This window comes from Octadecabacter sp. SW4, assembly GCF_008065155.1.
Taxonomy (GTDB): Bacteria; Pseudomonadota; Alphaproteobacteria; order Rhodobacterales; family Rhodobacteraceae; genus SW4.
This window is the reverse complement of record NZ_CP042819.1, coordinates 2953084-2970000: the sequence shown is the minus strand read 5'-3', so window position 1 is coordinate 2970000 and position 16917 is coordinate 2953084. Positions and strand designations below refer to the sequence as shown.

The 16917-nt window shown below is 55.8% G+C and carries 13 protein-coding genes, 1 tRNA gene, 2 rRNA genes and 1 pseudogene; 8 read left to right on the top strand and 9 right to left on the bottom strand.

The window, feature by feature from the left end:
- The first annotated feature begins 120 nt into the window (after positions 1–120).
- The 4 genes from FTO60_RS14745 (at position 121) to FTO60_RS14730 (ending at position 4259) form a co-directional block, all read left to right on the top strand.
- Positions 121–2966, top strand: a 23S ribosomal RNA gene (locus FTO60_RS14745).
- A 111-nt stretch (positions 2967–3077) separates the two neighbouring features.
- Positions 3078–3192, top strand: a 5S ribosomal RNA gene (rrf, locus tag FTO60_RS14740).
- Between the two features lie 76 nt (positions 3193–3268).
- A tRNA-Met gene (locus FTO60_RS14735) sits at positions 3269–3345 on the top strand.
- Positions 3346–3563: 218 nt separating this feature from the next.
- Positions 3564–4259, top strand: coding sequence for an FkbM family methyltransferase (locus FTO60_RS14730; protein WP_172623906.1), 696 nt, complete (start codon positions 3564–3566; stop codon positions 4257–4259).
- Between the two features lie 30 nt (positions 4260–4289).
- Here FTO60_RS14730 and FTO60_RS14725 read toward each other — a convergent pair whose 3' ends face one another.
- The 5 genes and pseudogenes from FTO60_RS14725 to FTO60_RS14705 form a co-directional block, all read right to left on the bottom strand.
- The gene (locus FTO60_RS14725; RefSeq protein WP_172623905.1) at positions 4290–5366 is read right to left on the bottom strand and encodes a glycosyltransferase; all 1077 of its coding nucleotides are present in this window, start codon (positions 5364–5366) and stop codon (positions 4290–4292) included.
- Between the two features lie 15 nt (positions 5367–5381).
- On the bottom strand, positions 5382–6146 hold the full coding sequence (gene istB, locus FTO60_RS14720; RefSeq protein WP_148056658.1) for an IS21-like element helper ATPase IstB: 765 nt from the start codon (positions 6144–6146) through the stop codon (positions 5382–5384).
- Positions 6143–6490, bottom strand: a pseudogene (locus FTO60_RS14715) (IS21 family transposase); the annotation flags it as partial. The gene istB and the pseudogene FTO60_RS14715, both read right to left, overlap by 4 nt.
- Positions 6491–6561: 71 nt before the next feature.
- A protein-coding gene (locus tag FTO60_RS14710) for an IS3 family transposase (RefSeq protein ID WP_148056140.1) occupies positions 6562–7913 on the bottom strand; the annotation gives its coding sequence in 2 pieces (ribosomal slippage) (positions 6562–7577 and positions 7577–7913; 1353 coding nt in all).
- A 52-nt stretch (positions 7914–7965) separates the two neighbouring features.
- Positions 7966–8643: an integrase family protein gene (locus tag FTO60_RS14705; protein ID WP_254696824.1), complete on the bottom strand. Its 678-nt coding sequence runs from the start codon at positions 8641–8643 to the stop codon at positions 7966–7968.
- A 407-nt stretch (positions 8644–9050) separates the two neighbouring features.
- Here FTO60_RS14705 and FTO60_RS14700 point away from each other — a divergent pair, with 407 nt between their 5' ends.
- The 4 genes from FTO60_RS14700 (at position 9051) to FTO60_RS14685 (ending at position 12865) form a co-directional block, all read left to right on the top strand.
- A complete protein-coding gene (locus tag FTO60_RS14700) occupies positions 9051–9473 on the top strand; it encodes a hypothetical protein (RefSeq protein WP_148056656.1) in 423 nt (140 codons plus the stop codon).
- Positions 9474–9540: 67 nt separating this feature from the next.
- Positions 9541–10164, top strand: coding sequence for a hypothetical protein (locus FTO60_RS14695; protein WP_148056655.1), 624 nt, complete (start codon positions 9541–9543; stop codon positions 10162–10164).
- Between the two features lie 49 nt (positions 10165–10213).
- Complete coding sequence (locus FTO60_RS14690) at positions 10214–11794, top strand: cbb3-type cytochrome c oxidase subunit I (RefSeq protein ID WP_148056654.1); 1581 nt, start codon at positions 10214–10216, stop codon at positions 11792–11794.
- Positions 11795–11809: 15 nt separating this feature from the next.
- On the top strand, positions 11810–12865 hold the full coding sequence (locus FTO60_RS14685) for a multicopper oxidase domain-containing protein (RefSeq protein ID WP_148056653.1): 1056 nt from the start codon (positions 11810–11812) through the stop codon (positions 12863–12865).
- A gap of 166 nt (positions 12866–13031) precedes the next feature.
- Here the strand turns inward: FTO60_RS14685 and FTO60_RS14680 are convergent, their stop codons facing one another.
- The 4 genes from FTO60_RS14680 to FTO60_RS14665 all read right to left on the bottom strand — a co-directional run bounded on the left by FTO60_RS14680 (position 13032) and on the right by FTO60_RS14665 (position 16764).
- Positions 13032–13268 carry a hypothetical protein gene (locus FTO60_RS14680; protein ID WP_148056652.1) on the bottom strand — a complete coding sequence of 79 codons (237 nt, stop codon included), beginning with the start codon at positions 13266–13268 and terminating at the stop codon, positions 13032–13034.
- A gap of 149 nt (positions 13269–13417) precedes the next feature.
- Complete coding sequence (locus tag FTO60_RS14675; protein ID WP_172623904.1) at positions 13418–14551, bottom strand: NAD(P)/FAD-dependent oxidoreductase; 1134 nt, start codon at positions 14549–14551, stop codon at positions 13418–13420.
- Positions 14552–14635: 84 nt separating this feature from the next.
- Positions 14636–15382 carry a DUF2231 domain-containing protein gene (locus tag FTO60_RS14670; RefSeq protein ID WP_148056650.1) on the bottom strand — a complete coding sequence of 249 codons (747 nt, stop codon included), beginning with the start codon at positions 15380–15382 and terminating at the stop codon, positions 14636–14638.
- Positions 15382–16764 (bottom strand): ethylbenzene dehydrogenase-related protein, encoded by a 1383-nt coding sequence (locus tag FTO60_RS14665; RefSeq protein WP_148056649.1) that lies wholly within the window; start codon positions 16762–16764, stop codon positions 15382–15384. Before FTO60_RS14665 ends, FTO60_RS14670 begins: the two co-directional genes overlap by 1 nt.
- Positions 16765–16917: the final 153 nt, after the last annotated feature.

The window sequence follows — 16917 nt, the reverse complement described above, 5'->3', positions numbered from 1 at the left end:
AACATGTCCCTCCTTCGAACCAGTGGGAGGGGCGGGAAAAAGTATGACTTTTGGTTCAGAAGCCATTTAATTGGCAAATGAAGTGAGGAGACGCAAAAGGACCTTTCTTCTTCTGGATCAAATCAAGCGCGAAAAGGGCGTTTGGTGGATGCCTTGGCAGCAAGAGGCGATGAAGGACGTGATACTCTGCGATAAGTCATGGGGAGCTGAGAATAAGCTTTGATCCATGAATTTCCGAATGGGGCAACCCACCTGACAGTGACCTATTGATAGCTTCGGTTATCACTAGGATGCTGAAACAGGTATTTATGACCTGAATACATAGGGTTATAAAAGCAAACCCGGGGAACTGAAACATCTAAGTACCCGGAGGAAAGGAAATCAACAGATACTCCCCTAGTAGCGGCGAGCGAACGGGGACCAGCCGAGCCATGAGAGTGAATAGAATGCGCTGGAAAGCGCAACCATAGTGGGTGACAGTCCCGTATATGAAGCTCAATTGGACGTATTAAGTAGGGCGGAACACGTGAAATTCTGTCTGAACATCGGAGGACCACCTTCGAAGGCTAAGTACTCCTTGCTGACCGATAGCGAACCAGTACCGTGAGGGAAAGGTGAAAAGCACCCCGACGAGGGGAGTGAAACAGTTTCTGAAACCGGACGCCTACAATCAGTTGGAGGGCCCTTGAGGCCTGACAGCGTACCTTTTGTATAATGGGTCATCGACTTGGTCTCTCAAGCAAGCTTAAGCCGTTAGGTGTAGGCGTAGCGAAAGCGAGTCTTAATAGGGCGAATGAGTTTGAGGGATCAGACCCGAAACCGAGTGATCTAGGCATGGCCAGGTTGAAGGTAAGGTAACACTTACTGGAGGACCGAACCCACATCTGTTGAAAAAGATCGGGATGAGCTGTGCCTAGGGGTGAAAGGCCAATCAAACTCGGAGATAGCTGGTTCTCTGCGAAATCTATTTAGGTAGAGCGTCGACCGAATACCCTCGGGGGTAGAGCACTGGATGGGTAATGGGGCCCCACAGGCTTACTGATCCTAACCAAACTCCGAATACCGAGGAGTACTAGTCGGCAGACACACGGCGGGTGCTAACGTCCGTCGTGAAGAGGGAAACAACCCTAACCTACAGCTAAGGCCCCTAATTCATGGCTAAGTGGGAAAGCAGGTGGGACGACCAAAACAACCAGGAGGTTGGCTTAGAAGCAGCCATCCTTTAAAGATAGCGTAACAGCTCACTGGTCTAAATAAGTTGTCCTGCGGCGAAGATGTAACGGGGCTCAAGCCATGAGCCGAAGCTTAGGATGCATTTAATGCATGGTAGCAGAGCGTAGTGTGACATAATTCCATGTCTCTTTAGCGGTACTTCTTCTTATGAAGATCTGGCCGTTTTGGAGACGAGGAATTTTCTGTGAAGCCGGCCTGTGAGGGATCCGGTGGAGAGATCACTAGTGAGAATGATGACATGAGTAGCGACAAACAGGGTGAGAGACCCTGTCGCCGAAAGTCCAAGGGTTCCTGCTTAAAGCTAATCTGAGCAGGGTAAGCCGACCCCTAAGGCGAGGCCGAAAGGCGTAGTCGATGGGAACCAGGTTAATATTCCTGGGCCGTGAGGTGGTGACGGATCTCGGAGGTAGTTCATCCTTATTGGATTGAATGGGCTGCTGAGAGGTTCCTGGAAATAGCCCCTCTATAAGATCGTACCCTAAACCGACACAGGTGGACTGGTAGAGAATACCAAGGCGCTTGAGAGAACCACATTTAAGGAACTCGGCAAAATACCTCCGTAAGTTCGCGAGAAGGAGGCCCGTTACGGACGCAAGTCTGTGGCGGGGGCACAAACCAGGGGGTGGCGACTGTTTACTAAAAACACAGGGCTCTGCGAAGTCGCAAGACGACGTATAGGGTCTGACGCCTGCCCGGTGCCTGAAGGTTAAAAGGAGGAGTGCAAGCTCCGAATTGAAGCCCAGGTAAACGGCGGCCGTAACTATAACGGTCCTAAGGTAGCGAAATTCCTTGTCGGGTAAGTTCCGACCTGCACGAATGGCGTAACGACTTCCCCGCTGTCTCAAATGTGGACTCAGCGAAATTGAATTGCCTGTCAAGATGCAGGCTTCCCGCGGTTAGACGGAAAGACCCCGTGCACCTTTACTACAGCTTCGCACTGGCTTCAGACACAATATGTGCAGGATAGGTGGTAGGCTTTGAAACCGTGACGCCAGTCGCGGTGGAGCCTCCCTTGAGATACCACCCTTGTTCTGTTTGAAGTCTAACCGCGGTCCCTTATCGGGATCCGGGACCCTGCGTGGTGGGTAGTTTGACTGGGGCGGTCGCCTCCTAAACAGTAACGGAGGCGCGCGAAGGTTGGCTCAGAGCGGTCGGAAATCGCTCGTTGAGTGCAATGGCAGAAGCCAGCCTGACTGCGAGACTGACAAGTCGAGCAGAGTCGAAAGACGGCCATAGTGATCCGGTGGTCCCGAGTGGAAGGGCCATCGCTCAACGGATAAAAGGTACGCCGGGGATAACAGGCTGATGGTGCCCAAGAGTCCATATCGACGGCACCGTTTGGCACCTCGATGTCGGCTCATCTCATCCTGGGGCTGGAGCAGGTCCCAAGGGTATGGCTGTTCGCCATTTAAAGAGGTACGTGAGCTGGGTTTAGAACGTCGTGAGACAGTTCGGTCCCTATCTGCCGTGGGTGTAGGATACTTGAGAGGAGTTGCCCCTAGTACGAGAGGACCGGGGTGAACGTTCCACTGGTGGACCAGTTGTCATGCCAATGGCAGTGCTGGGTAGCTATGAACGGACAGGATAACCGCTGAAGGCATCTAAGCGGGAAGCCCCCCTCAAAACAAGGTATCCCTGAGAGCCGAGGTAGACCACCTCGTCGATAGGCCGGAGATGTAAGCGCAGCAATGCGTTCAGTTGACCGGTACTAATTGCTCGATAGGCTTGATTTGATCCAGTAGAAGCAAGGTTTCGACCTTCATCTGCTCGACCAAAGTCATACACACCGCACTATATTGATGATGAACACGCCGTAAGGCGCTGATGTTGAGTTTCTTTCTTGGTTTGGTGGTCATAGCACGAGCAAAACACCTGGCTCCATTCCGAACCCAGCCGTTAAGTGCCGTTGCGCTGATGGTACTGCGTCTTAAGACGTGGGAGAGTAAGTCACTGCCAAACCTAGTAAGAAACTCAAGCCGTAATCTCTCTTCGATGCACCCCAAACATTTTCGACTGCTTGGGGTTGCGCTTTTGGCGCGGGATGGAGCAGCCCGGTAGCTCGTCAGGCTCATAACCTGAAGGTCGTAGGTTCAAATCCTACTCCCGCAACCAAATTTATACATACATATCAATACGCTAAAAGCCACCCGAGGGTGGCTTTTAGCGTTGGCCGTTTTGCGCGGTGCTACGCTGGTGCTACGTTTGGAAGGCGCTGCGGTGGGTTGGGCTTTGGTGGCTGCGGGAGGCCGGGGCAGGAAACGGACATTCGCTGCACTCTGCAACGAGGTCTGCTGCGCGGGACTTTCCAGACCTTCGTTATTGGTGCTCCTTTGACAAAGCTCCTTGATGAACATGGTGCTGTTATCAGTCACGGCCCCTTTAAGGGCGTGAAGCTTAGTAAGGATTCGTGGTGGGGACGATTTGACCTCATCAGTAAAATTCTCGGAATCTATGAACCACATGTTGTAGATCGTTTGATGACATTCGCCGATCAGGGCACGAAAACCTTCGTCGATATCGGCTCTGCCGATGGTTATTTTCCTATCGGTATGATGTCAGGGGAAATCTTTGAAAAAGCGTATGCTTTTGAAATCAGCGACGAAGCCCGTACAAAAATGAAACTCGCAATTGAACGCAATGGGTGCGGCGAAAAGATCGTTGTCGGGAAGGAAGCTAACGTCGAGACGTTGCGAAAGGTTCTGGAAACTAACGATGACGCGGTCATATTGATTGATATTGAAGGTGCGGAGTATGATTTCTTAGACGACACGGCACTGGCTATGGTTAAGAAATGCCGAGTTATTTGCGAACTTCACCCATGGCTTGTCGAGGGCGGGCAGCGCAAAGAGCGAGAGCTGGAAGTGCGGGCCCAAAAATTATTTCGCGTGAGCTTTCTTCAAAGAGAGGCCTATGAGCCGAACAAGTTTGCGGAGCTTAAGGAGTTTTCTGACGACGAACGGCTTCTTGCATGTTCCGAGGGGAGGGGCGAGAACACGCGCTGGATGGTTCTTGAGCCCAAACATTAAGCGCCAGAACTAATCTGTCGCAGAGGTCATTCAGTCGTCAGGTAAGACTTCAAAACCATTAAAGCGGGTCGATATTTCCGACGTCTCTATCTGAAGATCAAACCTATCTGAGAATACGCCATCTTTGATTCCTGTCTCCAAATACTGCTGTGTAATGCGCCGCCGCTCGTGCCACTGGTGACGCATTTTTCTGCTTTTCTTCGTAGATATGCCTCTGTCCTCAAGGAGTTTCCGCCAAAGCATCTTTAACACAAATAGGCTCTTTGGGTTCCTGTAAGGTTCAAGAGCGTAGCCACCAAGGCCCGCCTCTTGCAGCATGTCTTTAAATTTTTCCGCTGCGACGCAGACAAGTTCAGGCGCTCCATTCTTGGGAAGGATATGGAATGGCTTCAGGCTGGACGTAAAGTGGCAGATACTCGGCGTGCCAGATGTGATAAGACCCAATCCCATCAGCGGAAATTGAAAGTTCATGTTTGGAGAAAGTTCCGAAATTTTTCCGTCAAACGCTATATTGATAAAATCTTGATCCGGATATTGGGTAGTTAGCATGCCGGCATCGTTATATTGCTTTAACTTTGCTCGCACCCAATCACTGTCCCACTTAGATGGGTCAAACAGGATTACCCCAGAGTTGAAGTAATCACGAAGCTCGACACTATTGTTGCATGATTTTGGATCGCGTCCTTGGATCGTCACAGGTTTTCTATTGAGACTTATAGAATCTCGGACCATGCCTAGTCCAAATGGCAACTCAATGCGGGACAAATCGCAGTTTAGTGGTCCTGGAATGATATCAACATCAAGGTACAGAACGCGATCGTAGTGTTGTAAAAATTCGGGCACGAACAACCGCCCCCAAGCCGCACGCGTAAATCGTGGGTGATCCAGTAAAATATCCAATGTAACGTCGAACAGTTTCTCATAATGATACGTGATACGTTCGTCTTTTACTTCTGTGTCAACGGCGGAGTAAAAACCGACCACGTGGCGGCGCAAAAGTAGACCACTTGGGGTGGGCGTGACGGGTGTGCAGAGCGCTGGCGGCCAGTCAGCCGCGCCCTCCACATAGCTGGCGGTTGACTGGCCGCCTTGGCCCGTGAGGGCCAAGTCATGGATTTTCGTTCAGGAGGTTTTGGTGGCTTTTCGCGCCTGGCTTTGAGCCAGGCGATAGCTTTCGCCGTTCATCTCGAGGATGTTGACGTGGTGGGTCAGCCGGTCGAGGAGCGCCCCGGTCAGGCGCTCGGTGCCGAAGGTTTCCGTCCATTCATCGAAGGGCAAGTTGCTCGTGATCAGCGTGGCTCCGCGCTCGTAGCGCTGCGAGATCAATTCAAAGAGCAGCTCGGCCCCAGTTTTGGAGAGAGGGACGAAGCCCAATTCGTCGATGATCAGCAGCTTGGCGTTGGCCATCTGTTTTTGGACCCGCAGCAGGCGACGCTCGTCGCGCGCCTCCATCAGTTCGTTGACCAAGGCCGCGGCGGTGGTGAAGCTGACCGTCATCCCTTTCTGGCAGGCCGCGAGCCCCAGGCCGAGGGCGACTTGGGTTTTGCCGGTGCCGCTTGGGCCAAGGGCGATCACGTTCTCGCGCCGTTCGATCCAGTCGCAGCGCGCCAACTCCAGCACCTGCATCTTGTTGAGCTTGGGAATCGCCTTGAAGTCGAAGCTCTCGAGGCTTTTGGTGGCCGGGAACTTGGCTGCCTTGATGCGGCGCTCGACCATCCGTCGCTCGCGATCGATCAGCTCCAGTTCGACCAGGCGCGTCAGGAACTGGACATGGTCCAAGCCCTCGGCGGCGCATTGGCGCGCCACCTTCTGATACTCACGCAGGAATGTCGGAAGCTTCAGCCTCTTGAGGTGATGCTCCAGCAGGATCTCGGGGACATGGGTCATTCCGCAGCCTCCGACATCAGGGACATGTAGCTGGCCGCTGAGGTCGTCTCGACCCGCGCCCGTGGCAGGTAGGGGTACACCTCGAGGTCAAGCCGTGGTGGCCGCTTCTCGACCTGGCACAGGACCAGATGCTTCACAGCATCAAAGCCGGCCGCGCCCATCTTCAGGGCCTGCTTTACGGCGGCGTGTAGCTCCTCCATGCCGAAGGTCTCCAGAAGGCGCAGCACCTGGACATACTCGCGGCGCCCTATCTTCAGCATGCGCGCTTCCATCAGGCGACGCAGCGTGTCGAACTCTTCTGGCAAGCCCCACTCCGCAAGAGGCGCGGCCTGATCCAAGGCATGTCCGTCGTCATATAAAATGGGACATCAGAGCGGCTTGAGCATTGGAGGCTCTGGCTCGTTTGTGTGATTGATTATGCGGCTTGTTTTTGATGTTGCAAGCGGCGTTGGCGGATTGTCTGTTTCTTGATCTTCTTCCTTTCCCTGAGAATGGCTTTGTCGCGCCCGAAGTAGACGTCGGCGGGTGTGACGTTGTTCAGGCTCTCATGGTAGCGCTGATTGTTGTAATAGTCGACAAACGTGCCGATCTGGCGTTCGAGATCGCCGGGCAAGTAGTAGTTTTCCAGCAGAACCCGGTTCTTCATGGTCTGATGCCAGCGTTCGATCTTGCCTTGGGTCTGCGGGTGGAATGGTGCCCCACGGACATGCTTCATTTTTTGGCCTTCCAGCCATTCAGCCAAATCGCCAGAGATGTAGCACGAGCCATTATCGCTGAGCAGACGCGGTTTGTGGCGCACGACGGCCTGGTCGCAACCGGACGCCGTCAGCGCCAGCTCGATCGTGCCTGTTACGTCCTCCGCGCGCATGTTTGTGCAGAGCTTCCAGGCGATGATGTAGCGGCTGTAATCGTCCAGGATCGTGCTGAGATAGTACCAACCCCAACCGATAATCTTGAAGTAGGTGAAGTCGGTCTGCCACATCTCGTTGATGGCCGTGGTTTTGTCTTTGAACTCCTCCGCCGCTTTGATCACTACATAATCAGGGGCAGTAATCAGATCAGCAGCTTTGAGAATGCGGTAAGCCGATGATTCAGATATAAAATACCGCTTCTCATCCGTGTATTTGACGGCCAGTTCCCGGGTGGTCAGCGCTTCATGTTCCAGTGCAAACTCAATCAGGTCATCACGGCGGGCATCCGGGATGCGGTTCCAGACCGATCCTGGACGTGGGGGTCTGTCAGCCAGCCCGTCCAGGCCGCCGTCGACATACAGATCGTACCATCGATAGAATGTCGTGCGCGGGATGCCCAGCATGTCGAGTGTCTGTTTGACCGGCAAATGCGATCCCTCAACGGTGCGGATGATCTCCAGTTTTTCGGACGCGGGGTATCTCATTCTTCGAACTCCCCAGCCCCTGTCATGCTTTTTTTGAGCAGACGGTTCTCAAGGGTCAGATCGGCAACGCATTCTTTCAAAGCCAAGGATTCTGAACGCAACTCCTTAACCTCTGGCGACGTGGCTTGCCGCGCTGTGTCACCCGATAACCGGCGCTTGCCAGCTTCAAGGAACTCCTTAGACCAGCTATAATACAGGCTCTCCGCGATCCCTTCACGGCGGCACAGCACCGAGATGCTCTCCTCGCCACGCAGGCCTGCCAATACAATGCGGATCTTCTCCTCAGCTGAATAGGTCTGCCGGGTTTTGCGACGGATGTTCTTAACTACCTTGTCGGCAGCATCTTTCGATGTCTGGGGCCTCTTCGTCATCTCGATCTCCTAATCGATAAGATGAACCCGAAATCCTCCCTTATTCAAATCCTCAAATCTGTCCCACGAGCGCTGACGTCAGACACTCATTAGCCAGCGCCGCAAAGAACCGGGGCAGTTCGTCAGGTTGTAAAAACCGATCACGGCTTTGCTCTTTGAACTTCTTAACGCCGACAGCGGGGTTTTGCCCCTGCCATCCCCATTCAATCGCCTTGTTAAAGATAGACCGTATCCGCTCAAGTATGCGGTTGGCCTGATACAAGCCGTTCTCTTTGCCGATTTTGGCGTGAAGCCGTTCAATCTCTGCGCGATCAAAGGAGGATATTTTGCGCTTGAACCAACGCGACAGGAACTTGTTCACCTCGCGTTCGTCGTATCGCCATGACCGTTTATGCACCTTTGAGTATTTTTCGAGGTATTCAGCGAACAGCGCCCCAAAGGTCATTTCATCACGTATGGCGCGTTTGTCCTTCTGAGGGTTCGCACCTGTGGCGATATCGCCCTTGGCAGCGGTTGCCAGCTTCCGGGCGTTCTCAATGCTGATATCTGGGAAGCGTCCTAGCAATAGCCGCTCAGGTCGCCCCTCAATCCGCTTGTAGAGATAGAAGGATTTGGTTCCGGCTGGTGTCACCGCCATCAACAACCCTTTCTCGCGCTCGTCGTAGTAGTAATCCTTAGAGCCTTTCTTGGCGGCTGGAGCCTTAAGTAAAGCGGCTTTCGTAAAGTTCAAACGATGACTGGGCAAAACCGCTCTCCTCAATCTGGTGCTACGTTGGTGCTACGCTGGTGCTACACTTCAGAGCAATTTTGGGCAATGTCAGACAAGGTAGATATTGTTTTGATGTCTCGTAATCTATTGATTTATATATAAAGAAATACATTCAGAAATCTACGTCAATCTATAGCCCGTGAGGCTCATAACCTGAAGGTCGTAGGTTCAAATCCTACTCCCGCAACCAACGATACTTGCAATGCCTCCGCCGGTTTTTCCGCGGAGGTTTTGTGCTTTTCAGGGGCGTTCTGATTGCATGGATTCGAGGAGTGCCAAGCTTGTTGTGAGAGAATGTTGCCCGGACCGGACCGCTTGTTTTCTAATGTTGCCTGTGCAAAGCTGCATTGGGAAAAGGGGAGGACGGCATGTCGTTGTCGACGGCCAACACTGTTATTAGCCGGTGCATTTGCATCATTTGCCTGATCGCCATCACGATTGCGGTCGGGGCAATTCCGACCGTGGCCATGGCAAAGGCAGCGGGCGCGGTATCGGGGCTGCAGCAAGCGGTGGCAACGCAGGCCTGCCAAGGCGAATTGTCCACGTCCGAAGCAGCCATAACCTGTGTCAGCGACGATATTTCTCAGACATCCACTATGCCCTGTCCGATGATGGGAAGCCCGTGTGTAAACATGACAGCGGGTGTGTCTCATTGCGCGCCCTTGGCGCTGATCGGTGTCTCGGGCCTTCAGGCTGTTGTGCCTATTGTCGTGACGGCAGGGTATATACGCACCGAGTATCAGGCCACGGGCCTTCCGGCAGAACCGCTGTTCCAGCCCCCGATTCTTTAAAACGCCTCTCGCGGCTATGCAATGTGCTGGCCGTCTGTAATCGCGTTTCAAAAGGAAGGGAATTGTAATGGAAAATGCACTCGGATTGGCTGGTTACCAGTCCACAATGATCATCATAGTATTTGTCGTTCTGGGATTTGGGATTGCGGCGTTGTTTGCGGCGTTGTTCCTGCCAGCGCGCTGGCGGTTGCCATATTCGATGGAGTTCCTGTTTGTCGGGCTCTTGGTAGTTATGGTCTGGTATGGCGACAAGCGCAGCACCGAGATCTACACGGCCTATCAGGATCGCCTCGAAGAAGAGGGCGTGCTGGAAGTCGGCTATGACCCCGAAGAAGGCGAGTTCGATCAGGTTGTCCGCGTATTGGCGTTTCAGTGGGGCTTTGCCTTCGTCAACGAAGAGGACGAGATTTCGCGCAATGCGGTGGTCGTGCAGCCCGGTGAAACGGTGCTGTTCAGCCTGTTCGCAAATGACGTCATTCACGGTTTCAACATCCCTGCCGCCGGCATCACTGCCGAGTTCGAGCCGGGGGTCGAGCGCAACGTGTGGATTCGTGCGCCTCAGGAGCCGGGTAAATATCTGATCCAGTGTCTGAACTATTGTGGTGTCGGACACGCCCAGATGAAGGCCTGGCTTGTCGTTCAAGGCGACGAAGGCGATGGCGACGAAGACCATGAAGAGGGCGAGGCCTGATATCCCGGCCCTTCCGTGACAACGTATTCAGATTCAAGGAGACCGCACAATGGCAAGTGTGCATGATGCAGAACGTATGGGGACCAAACCCCACTGGGAGCCGGAGGACGTCATCGGCAAGATGACACTTTCGACGCTTCTCTTTTCCCACCACTACCGGCATATCGCCATCAAGGGCATGCTGACCTCGGTGGTTATGCTGGGCCTTGGTGGCCTGATGGCGATCCTGTTCAGGACCGAACTGGCCTATCCTGACATCCAGATTCTGGATGCCCGACCCTATATGTCACTGATGACCCTGCACGGCATGTTCATGGTCTTCGGGTTCATCATCCCGTTTGTCGTGTCGATCATGTATTACATGATGCCAAAGATCCTTGGCACCGAAGAACTTTTGTGGGCGCGTGGCGCGCAATGGAGCTACTGGCTTTTGATCCTCGCAGCGGTGCTGCTGGTGATCTCGCGCCCGGACTTTACCTGGACATTCTATCCGCCGATGTCGCTGCGTGTCGGCGGTGAACTGGTCTGGATGGGCTATGTTGCGGTGGCCCTTGTGGCGCTTTCGGAGTTTCTTGCCGGTGCGGTGCTGCTGAAAAACGGCTTGGCTGCGGCCAAGCGCAAGGGTTTCAGCAAACTGCCCCTGATGGGCTGGGGAGCGATTTCCGAAGGGATACTGTTGCTCTTGTCGACCCCGATCCTTGGGCTTGTCGGTATCGTCATGCTGACTGACTGGCTGGAGGTGACGGCGCTCTACGATCCCGCGCGCGGCGGTAACGTAATGACCTTTATGTTCATGTTCTGGTTCTATGGTCACCCGGCCGTCTATCTGCCGCTGATGCCGGCTGTGGCGATCCTCTATACCCTTTTGCCGCGGTTTCTGGGCCGTCCGATCTGGAGCTACTGGTCGGCAGTCACGGCTTTCGCATTGCTGACGGTGCTGGGCTTCGTTGTTTATCCGCACCACTTCCAACCTGCCGAGAATGTCAGCGGCTGGCTGCAACGCACGACACAGATCCTGACGCTGATGATCTTTATCCCGTCCACGTTACATGTGTTCAACTGGATTGCGACGCTTTGGTCTGATCCGATCCCGGCGTCGGCCCGTCGCGCGGTGCCGTTCAAGTTCATAGTCGCGTCGATATTCTTCCTGATGTATGGCGGCGTAACGGCCTATGTGAACGCCCAGATCGCAACCGACAGTGATTTCGTGCACAACACCTATTTCGTGCCGGCGCACTTCCACGCGATGTTCGTGGGCTTCATGGCCAATATGGCGATGGCAGGGATTTACTATCTTTATCCCTACTTCACCGGTCGGATGTATAGCCAGAGAATGGGTAACATTCATTTCTGGTTCTGGCAGATCGGTATCTTTACCAAAGTTACGATGATGTATCTGCTTGGGTTCAATTACTTCCCGCGCTGGGTAGTGGACTATCTGGACCTGCCGCAGTGGTCGACCCCGCAGCTGATCCTGACCGGTGCAGCCTATCTGATTGGTCTCGGGTTCATCGTGTTCGTCTATAACATCATGCGCAGTTCGACCGTTGGGACTACCGTTTCCGGTGACCCCTGGGCGATCGAGGACAATGACACGTCCGGCTCGGCCGAGCCGGTCCCAGCGGAATAAGAAGGAGAACCTACAATGATCATGCGATTGTTTCTGATATTCGGGCTGATCCTTCTTGGAGGAACAGGTTATTTCATCGTCGTTCAGACCCCGCCGACCGTGCAGGCCACGCCCATGATCGGCGAGATCGAGCGGATTCGCGAGGAGGGTTTGTTGCCGGAAGGTATCATGTCCGAGAACGAAGAGATCGAACACGAAGTTTTCGGAGTGCCGCCCGAAGATGAAGCGATGATCGAGGCCGCCATGGAGAACATGGACATGGGTGACATGGACATGGGCGGCATGGACATGGGCGCTGATGGCGAGATGGACATGGCTGCCGATGGCGAGATGGACATGGCTGCCGATGGCGAGATGGACATGGCTGCCGATGGCGAGATGGACATGGCTGCCGATGGCGAAATGGACATGGCTGCCGATGGCGAAATGGACATGGGCGCTGATGGCGAGATGGACATGGCTGCTGACGGCGAGATGGACATGGGCGCTGATGGCGAAATGGACATGGCCGCTGACGGCGAGATGGACATGGACATGGACGGCGACGGCGTGCCCGACATGCGCGCGTCCGAGATGGACATGGGCGCTGATGGCGGCATGGACATGGCTGCCGATGGCGAGATGGACATGGGCGCTGACGATGAAGAAGAGGCCGAGCGACTGATGGCGGGCCAAATGGCCGGTCTCATCATCACCGACGACGGCGAATTTGATCGCGAGATCGCGCTTTCAATGTCGGAATGGACGTTCTCGGAGCTCGAAATCGATGCCAAGCCCGGGGAGCGTATCCGATTCACTATGCGTAACGACGGCAATATCGTGCATGAGTTCATGTTCATGGGGATGGCGCAGATGCAGGGCGTGAACTATCGCGCACGCCGCGCGGACTGGAACCTGCTAGAGCACGAAGCGCTCTATGAGCAGTCGCTGCTTTTGCCGGGAGAGGAGATCACTTTCGTTGCCGAAGTGGTCCGACCCGGGGCATGGATGTTCATGTGCATGCTGCCCTATCACATGCAGATGGGCATGATGGGCCAGTTGGCGACCGAAGGCATGGCAATGGACATGTAACTGCAGTTCGGTGAAATTGCTCCGCCGCCCGGCCGTGAAGCCGGGCGGCGGAATTTATTTTAGGGCGGGCACAAACCGCAGACTGTTTGCAGCGAACCGAAACCGGCAACGATTGCTATGCCGCCATCAGCCTCGCGCCGCAGACGACCACTCTCTGGTCAGCGGGTTAATCCATCGCTGGCAAAATGCCGTCCGCAATTGCGGCTGTCAGTTCGTCCACATCGACTGCTTCATCTTTGTTGGTATCCAGTTCGGCATATTGTTCTTCGGTCAGGTCGCTGTATTCGGTGCGCATTTCAGCCAGCGAATAAAGGCCATCCTGATCGGTGTCCATTTCATGGGCGAAGGCGGCGTTTGCAAAAACGATGCCGCCGATAGCGGCGGCAAGCAAGATGGGTTTCATTGTGATCACCTTTTGTTTGTCCAGTGTCAGCCGGTTATCGGCCTCCATCGGTAAGGACGCCAAGGGTCGCGATCAGTTACAGTTTCCGACCGGTGATCTGTTGAAATTCGGCGCAAATAACCGCGCAAGGGTCTGCACCGGTGTCGCGGTCAGGTTTTGGTGATCGTGTGGGTGCCATGCTGGCACCAGACGCAATCACAATTCAGGTGGTTGCAGCTGGGGTCTTTCAGCGGTGCGCGATAACGAAGGCGGGCCAACGGAAACATCAGCCGCTTTGGCAAACTCAGGCCGTAGGTGCGGGCCAACGCCGGGGCGGTATCGCCCTCTCCAACGCGTCCGATCAGGTAATCCTTTGCGCGCGCGCCGGTCGTGTTGAACATGAACCGGTTGACGACACCCGCCCGCAGGCCGGGAAGCAACTGCTCCCGCCAGGCGCGGGTGTAATCTGTCCCGCCGAGCAGGCTGTGCGCCGCCAGTGTGCCCGACCGGATCGCATAGCGTAGACCAAAACCCGCAAGCGCATCCTGAAAACCGGCGTGTTCGCCGACCACCGGATAGCCGCCTTGCATGGCCGTGCGCGCCAGTCGCACGTTGCCGAAGCCACCGAACGGTCTGGGGTTTTCGATTTCAAGCCCGGCGTGACGTTGAAAAAACTCCACCGTTGCCGCAAGGTATTTTGCCTGATCGTGAAAGCCGGTGAACAGGCAGCTTGCTACGGTGCCGCGTCCGGCATGGACCAGCAGATAGGCATAGCCCTTTGGCGCCAGCGCGTCGTTTACGGCCAGCCAGGCACCATCGGCCATATCTGTGTCAAAGACCTGCCCGACGGCAATGATATCGGCGCGTCGTGGCCCGCCCGCCAGAACCATGTTGCCAGCAGCAGTTTCTACATGATCATTGAACCGCACTTTGGCGCCCGCTGCGCGCGCCTGATCCAGCAGCGCACGGTCCAGCGTCCCGTCCGCGTTTCCGCGCCGTAACAGGTAGAATAGCGGGCGCTTGCCCTGCACAGGATGTGGTCTGGCCCGGCTGTCGAACACGATGCCTTTGCGCACGCCGTGATGGGCGAAATCGGCTGTGATACCGGCCTCGGCCAGTTCGGCCAGCACATCCTGTCGGGCGGTCCAGTTTTCAAGCCCTTGAAAATCGTCATGGAACCGGTGCCCGACATCGCGACGCCATTCGCGCACCGTAACGCGGCGTCCGGCCTTGGCCAGAATGATCGCGCAGGTCAGCCCGGCAGGACCGGCGCCGACGATTTCGATGTCGGCCTGCGTTGTCATATCAGGCTGTCCGTTCCGACGCCGTGACATGATTGCAGGTCAGTGGCGCAGCATCGGCATTGATTGCTTGCGCAGTCTTTCCGGTCAAACACGGCGGCGACCGACGATGCCGATGGCGATCAGCGCAATTGCGCCGGCACCATAGACGGCCAGCATCCAGCTCGGCAGATAGAAGGTGTTGTAGACATTCCAGCCGATCCAGCTCAGGCTTTTTGTCACCAGCGACGGTGTGCCGCCCAGCGACCCGCCAAGGGTCCCAGTGATCGTGATGACGGTTGCGCCCACAGTCGCCAGCGCCAGGGTGATCCAACGTTGTGCTCCGTCAAACAGGTGACGGCGAAAGCGATAGCCAAGCACGCTCATCACCGTCCAGTAAGACAGTGTCCAGGTGGCCAGCATGATGTGGTTGCGCCCAAGCGGGCTTTCGGTGATCGCGGACCAGGGATAGATCGTCAGCCCCAGCCCATAGGTTACGAAACCTGCGAGCGTTCCAAGCGCGGCAAGCGGCCAGATCGCCTTTTGCAGGCGCACCGCGAATTGTGAATCCGACAGGCAGCGGATCAGAATGAACAGATAGGCCGCCATCCAAAGTGCGACTGGAAAGTGCGCCATGAGGATGTGATAGACCGGGCTGAGCGACCATGAAGGCGCGCCGACGACCTCGACCTGGACCCCGGCATCGGCCCCATGCGCAAGCGCCGCGCCTGTGCCAAGCAGCCCCAAGAGGGTTGTGGCAATTGCAGTACGGCGAAGGCGACGCAGAGCGGGCGGCATGGATTTATCCTTTGGAATTAGAATGTTGCTGGGTTGGTGTGAAATCAGATGGGTCATCACATCTCCTCCTTGCGTTGGCGCATCAGCAAGTTAACGTTGATACCTAGTCCGACGATCAGGCCAAGGCTTGCGATCAGTGTCCAAATCCATTGCCTGCGGATTTCTTCGGCAAATTCCATCTGCACCCCGTAAAGCGCAAGCTGTTCCTCGGTGTGGCGCGCGGCGACCGGAACCCGTTGCGCGATGCGGTCAGCGCCCGGGTGTTGGCGTGCATCAGTGAGCCGACCCCATGTCACCTGACCGGGGTAATACATCGTGACCTCGGTCCAGGGCTGGGTCCAGTCGGGGGCATCGCCCTCAAAGCGTTCGGCCACCATCTGGGCGGGCTGTTCAAGACCCAGTGAGACTGGCAGCGAAACATAGTGCCACCGCATGGTCGAGGCATTGCGGAACACCGAAAAGGCGAGATCGTAATTGCCACCGTCGCGGAAGATTTTGTCTTCGAGCGGATCGCCGGTATCCATTGCCCGCACCAGTGTCACGTCCCAGAACCCGTTGCGCCAGCGCGCGGCGGACGGCATGGCGATGTCGGCGCGCGATCCCGAGCCTTCGCGCAGAACCCGGCGGGGCAGGGTATCGCCGTTCTGCCAGGCGCGGTTTGGGTCAAAGGGAACGGCGGTTGCCGCGCTCAGATAGTAGGTATCGTTAAAGCCGATGTCCCCGGCCATCACCGCATCAATCTTCAGCGCCGGGTCGCCCGCAGCGGGGTCGAACATGAACAGCGGTTGGCCTGTATCCTCGTCGAAGTTGGTGAAATAGGGGGCGATGCCCTCGTCGCCTTCACGTGCGGCACCGATGGAAGTGTCTTCGGCGAACCCCAGCGGGTTGGTGCGGCTGGATTTCCAATCCCACAGATCAATGAACTGGCCGGCCGCACGCAGGGTTTCCAGATCGCTTTGCGGTCTGATGCTGTCGAAATCGTTGGGGTCGGTGCGGGTCGCGGGCAGGTATTTGCTGCGCTCCTCCTCGGTTTCGGGCACACCCGTAAACGTCGTCAGGCCATCGCCGATGGTGATATAGCCACCATAGCGGCCGAACAGCGGCACCGAGCCGTCATCGACCATCATCGCAACGCGATCCTCGACCAGATTGTCGGGATCGGGGCCGATCACCTCGCCGCCGCGTTCTTCCCAAGCGCCGTCCTCATAGACCAGCACATCATTAAACAGCATCGGCCGTTCGGCGGGCCAGCGATAGCGAAAATAGATGTTTTCACCGTCATAGGCCGCCTTGACCTGAAGTTCGGTCATCAACTCGTCTGGTATGATGATATTGCGTTCTGGATCGTCTTTGACGACACCGGTGCCTTGAGTCGTCCAGCCCAGCACCAGAAGGCCAGCGAAAAGTGCAGTGGAGGCGGCGAGGTATTTCGTCTGCATGGTCTGTTCCTGTCGATTTGACGCGTCGGCGAACGCCGCCGTCTCGTTCCATGGTATCGGTCGCGAAACCACACGCGAATTGCGGGGCGGGCGTCTCGCGCGGCCTTGCGCTGGTTCGCCTGTGGCACGGTTTCGGTTTGCGGCGATGGCGGC

What these genes read in the sequence shown, in the direction of transcription:
- FTO60_RS14690 (WP_148056654.1), top strand. Translation starts at nt 10,214, where the DNA reads ATGGCAAGTGTGCATGATGCAGAACGTATGGGGACCAAACCCCACTGG.
- FTO60_RS14695 (WP_148056655.1), top strand. Translation starts at nt 9,541, where the DNA reads ATGGAAAATGCACTCGGATTGGCTGGTTACCAGTCCACAATGATCATC.
- FTO60_RS14670 (WP_148056650.1), bottom strand. Translation starts at nt 15,382, where the DNA reads ATGACCCATCTGATTTCACACCAACCCAGCAACATTCTAATTCCAAAG.
- FTO60_RS14680 (WP_148056652.1), bottom strand. Translation starts at nt 13,268, where the DNA reads ATGAAACCCATCTTGCTTGCCGCCGCTATCGGCGGCATCGTTTTTGCA.
- FTO60_RS14700 (WP_148056656.1), top strand. Translation starts at nt 9,051, where the DNA reads ATGTCGTTGTCGACGGCCAACACTGTTATTAGCCGGTGCATTTGCATC.
- FTO60_RS14665 (WP_148056649.1), bottom strand. Translation starts at nt 16,764, where the DNA reads ATGCAGACGAAATACCTCGCCGCCTCCACTGCACTTTTCGCTGGCCTT.
- FTO60_RS14675 (WP_172623904.1), bottom strand. Translation starts at nt 14,551, where the DNA reads ATGACAACGCAGGCCGACATCGAAATCGTCGGCGCCGGTCCTGCCGGG.
- istB (WP_148056658.1), bottom strand. Translation starts at nt 6,146, where the DNA reads ATGACCCATGTCCCCGAGATCCTGCTGGAGCATCACCTCAAGAGGCTG.
- FTO60_RS14685 (WP_148056653.1), top strand. Translation starts at nt 11,810, where the DNA reads ATGATCATGCGATTGTTTCTGATATTCGGGCTGATCCTTCTTGGAGGA.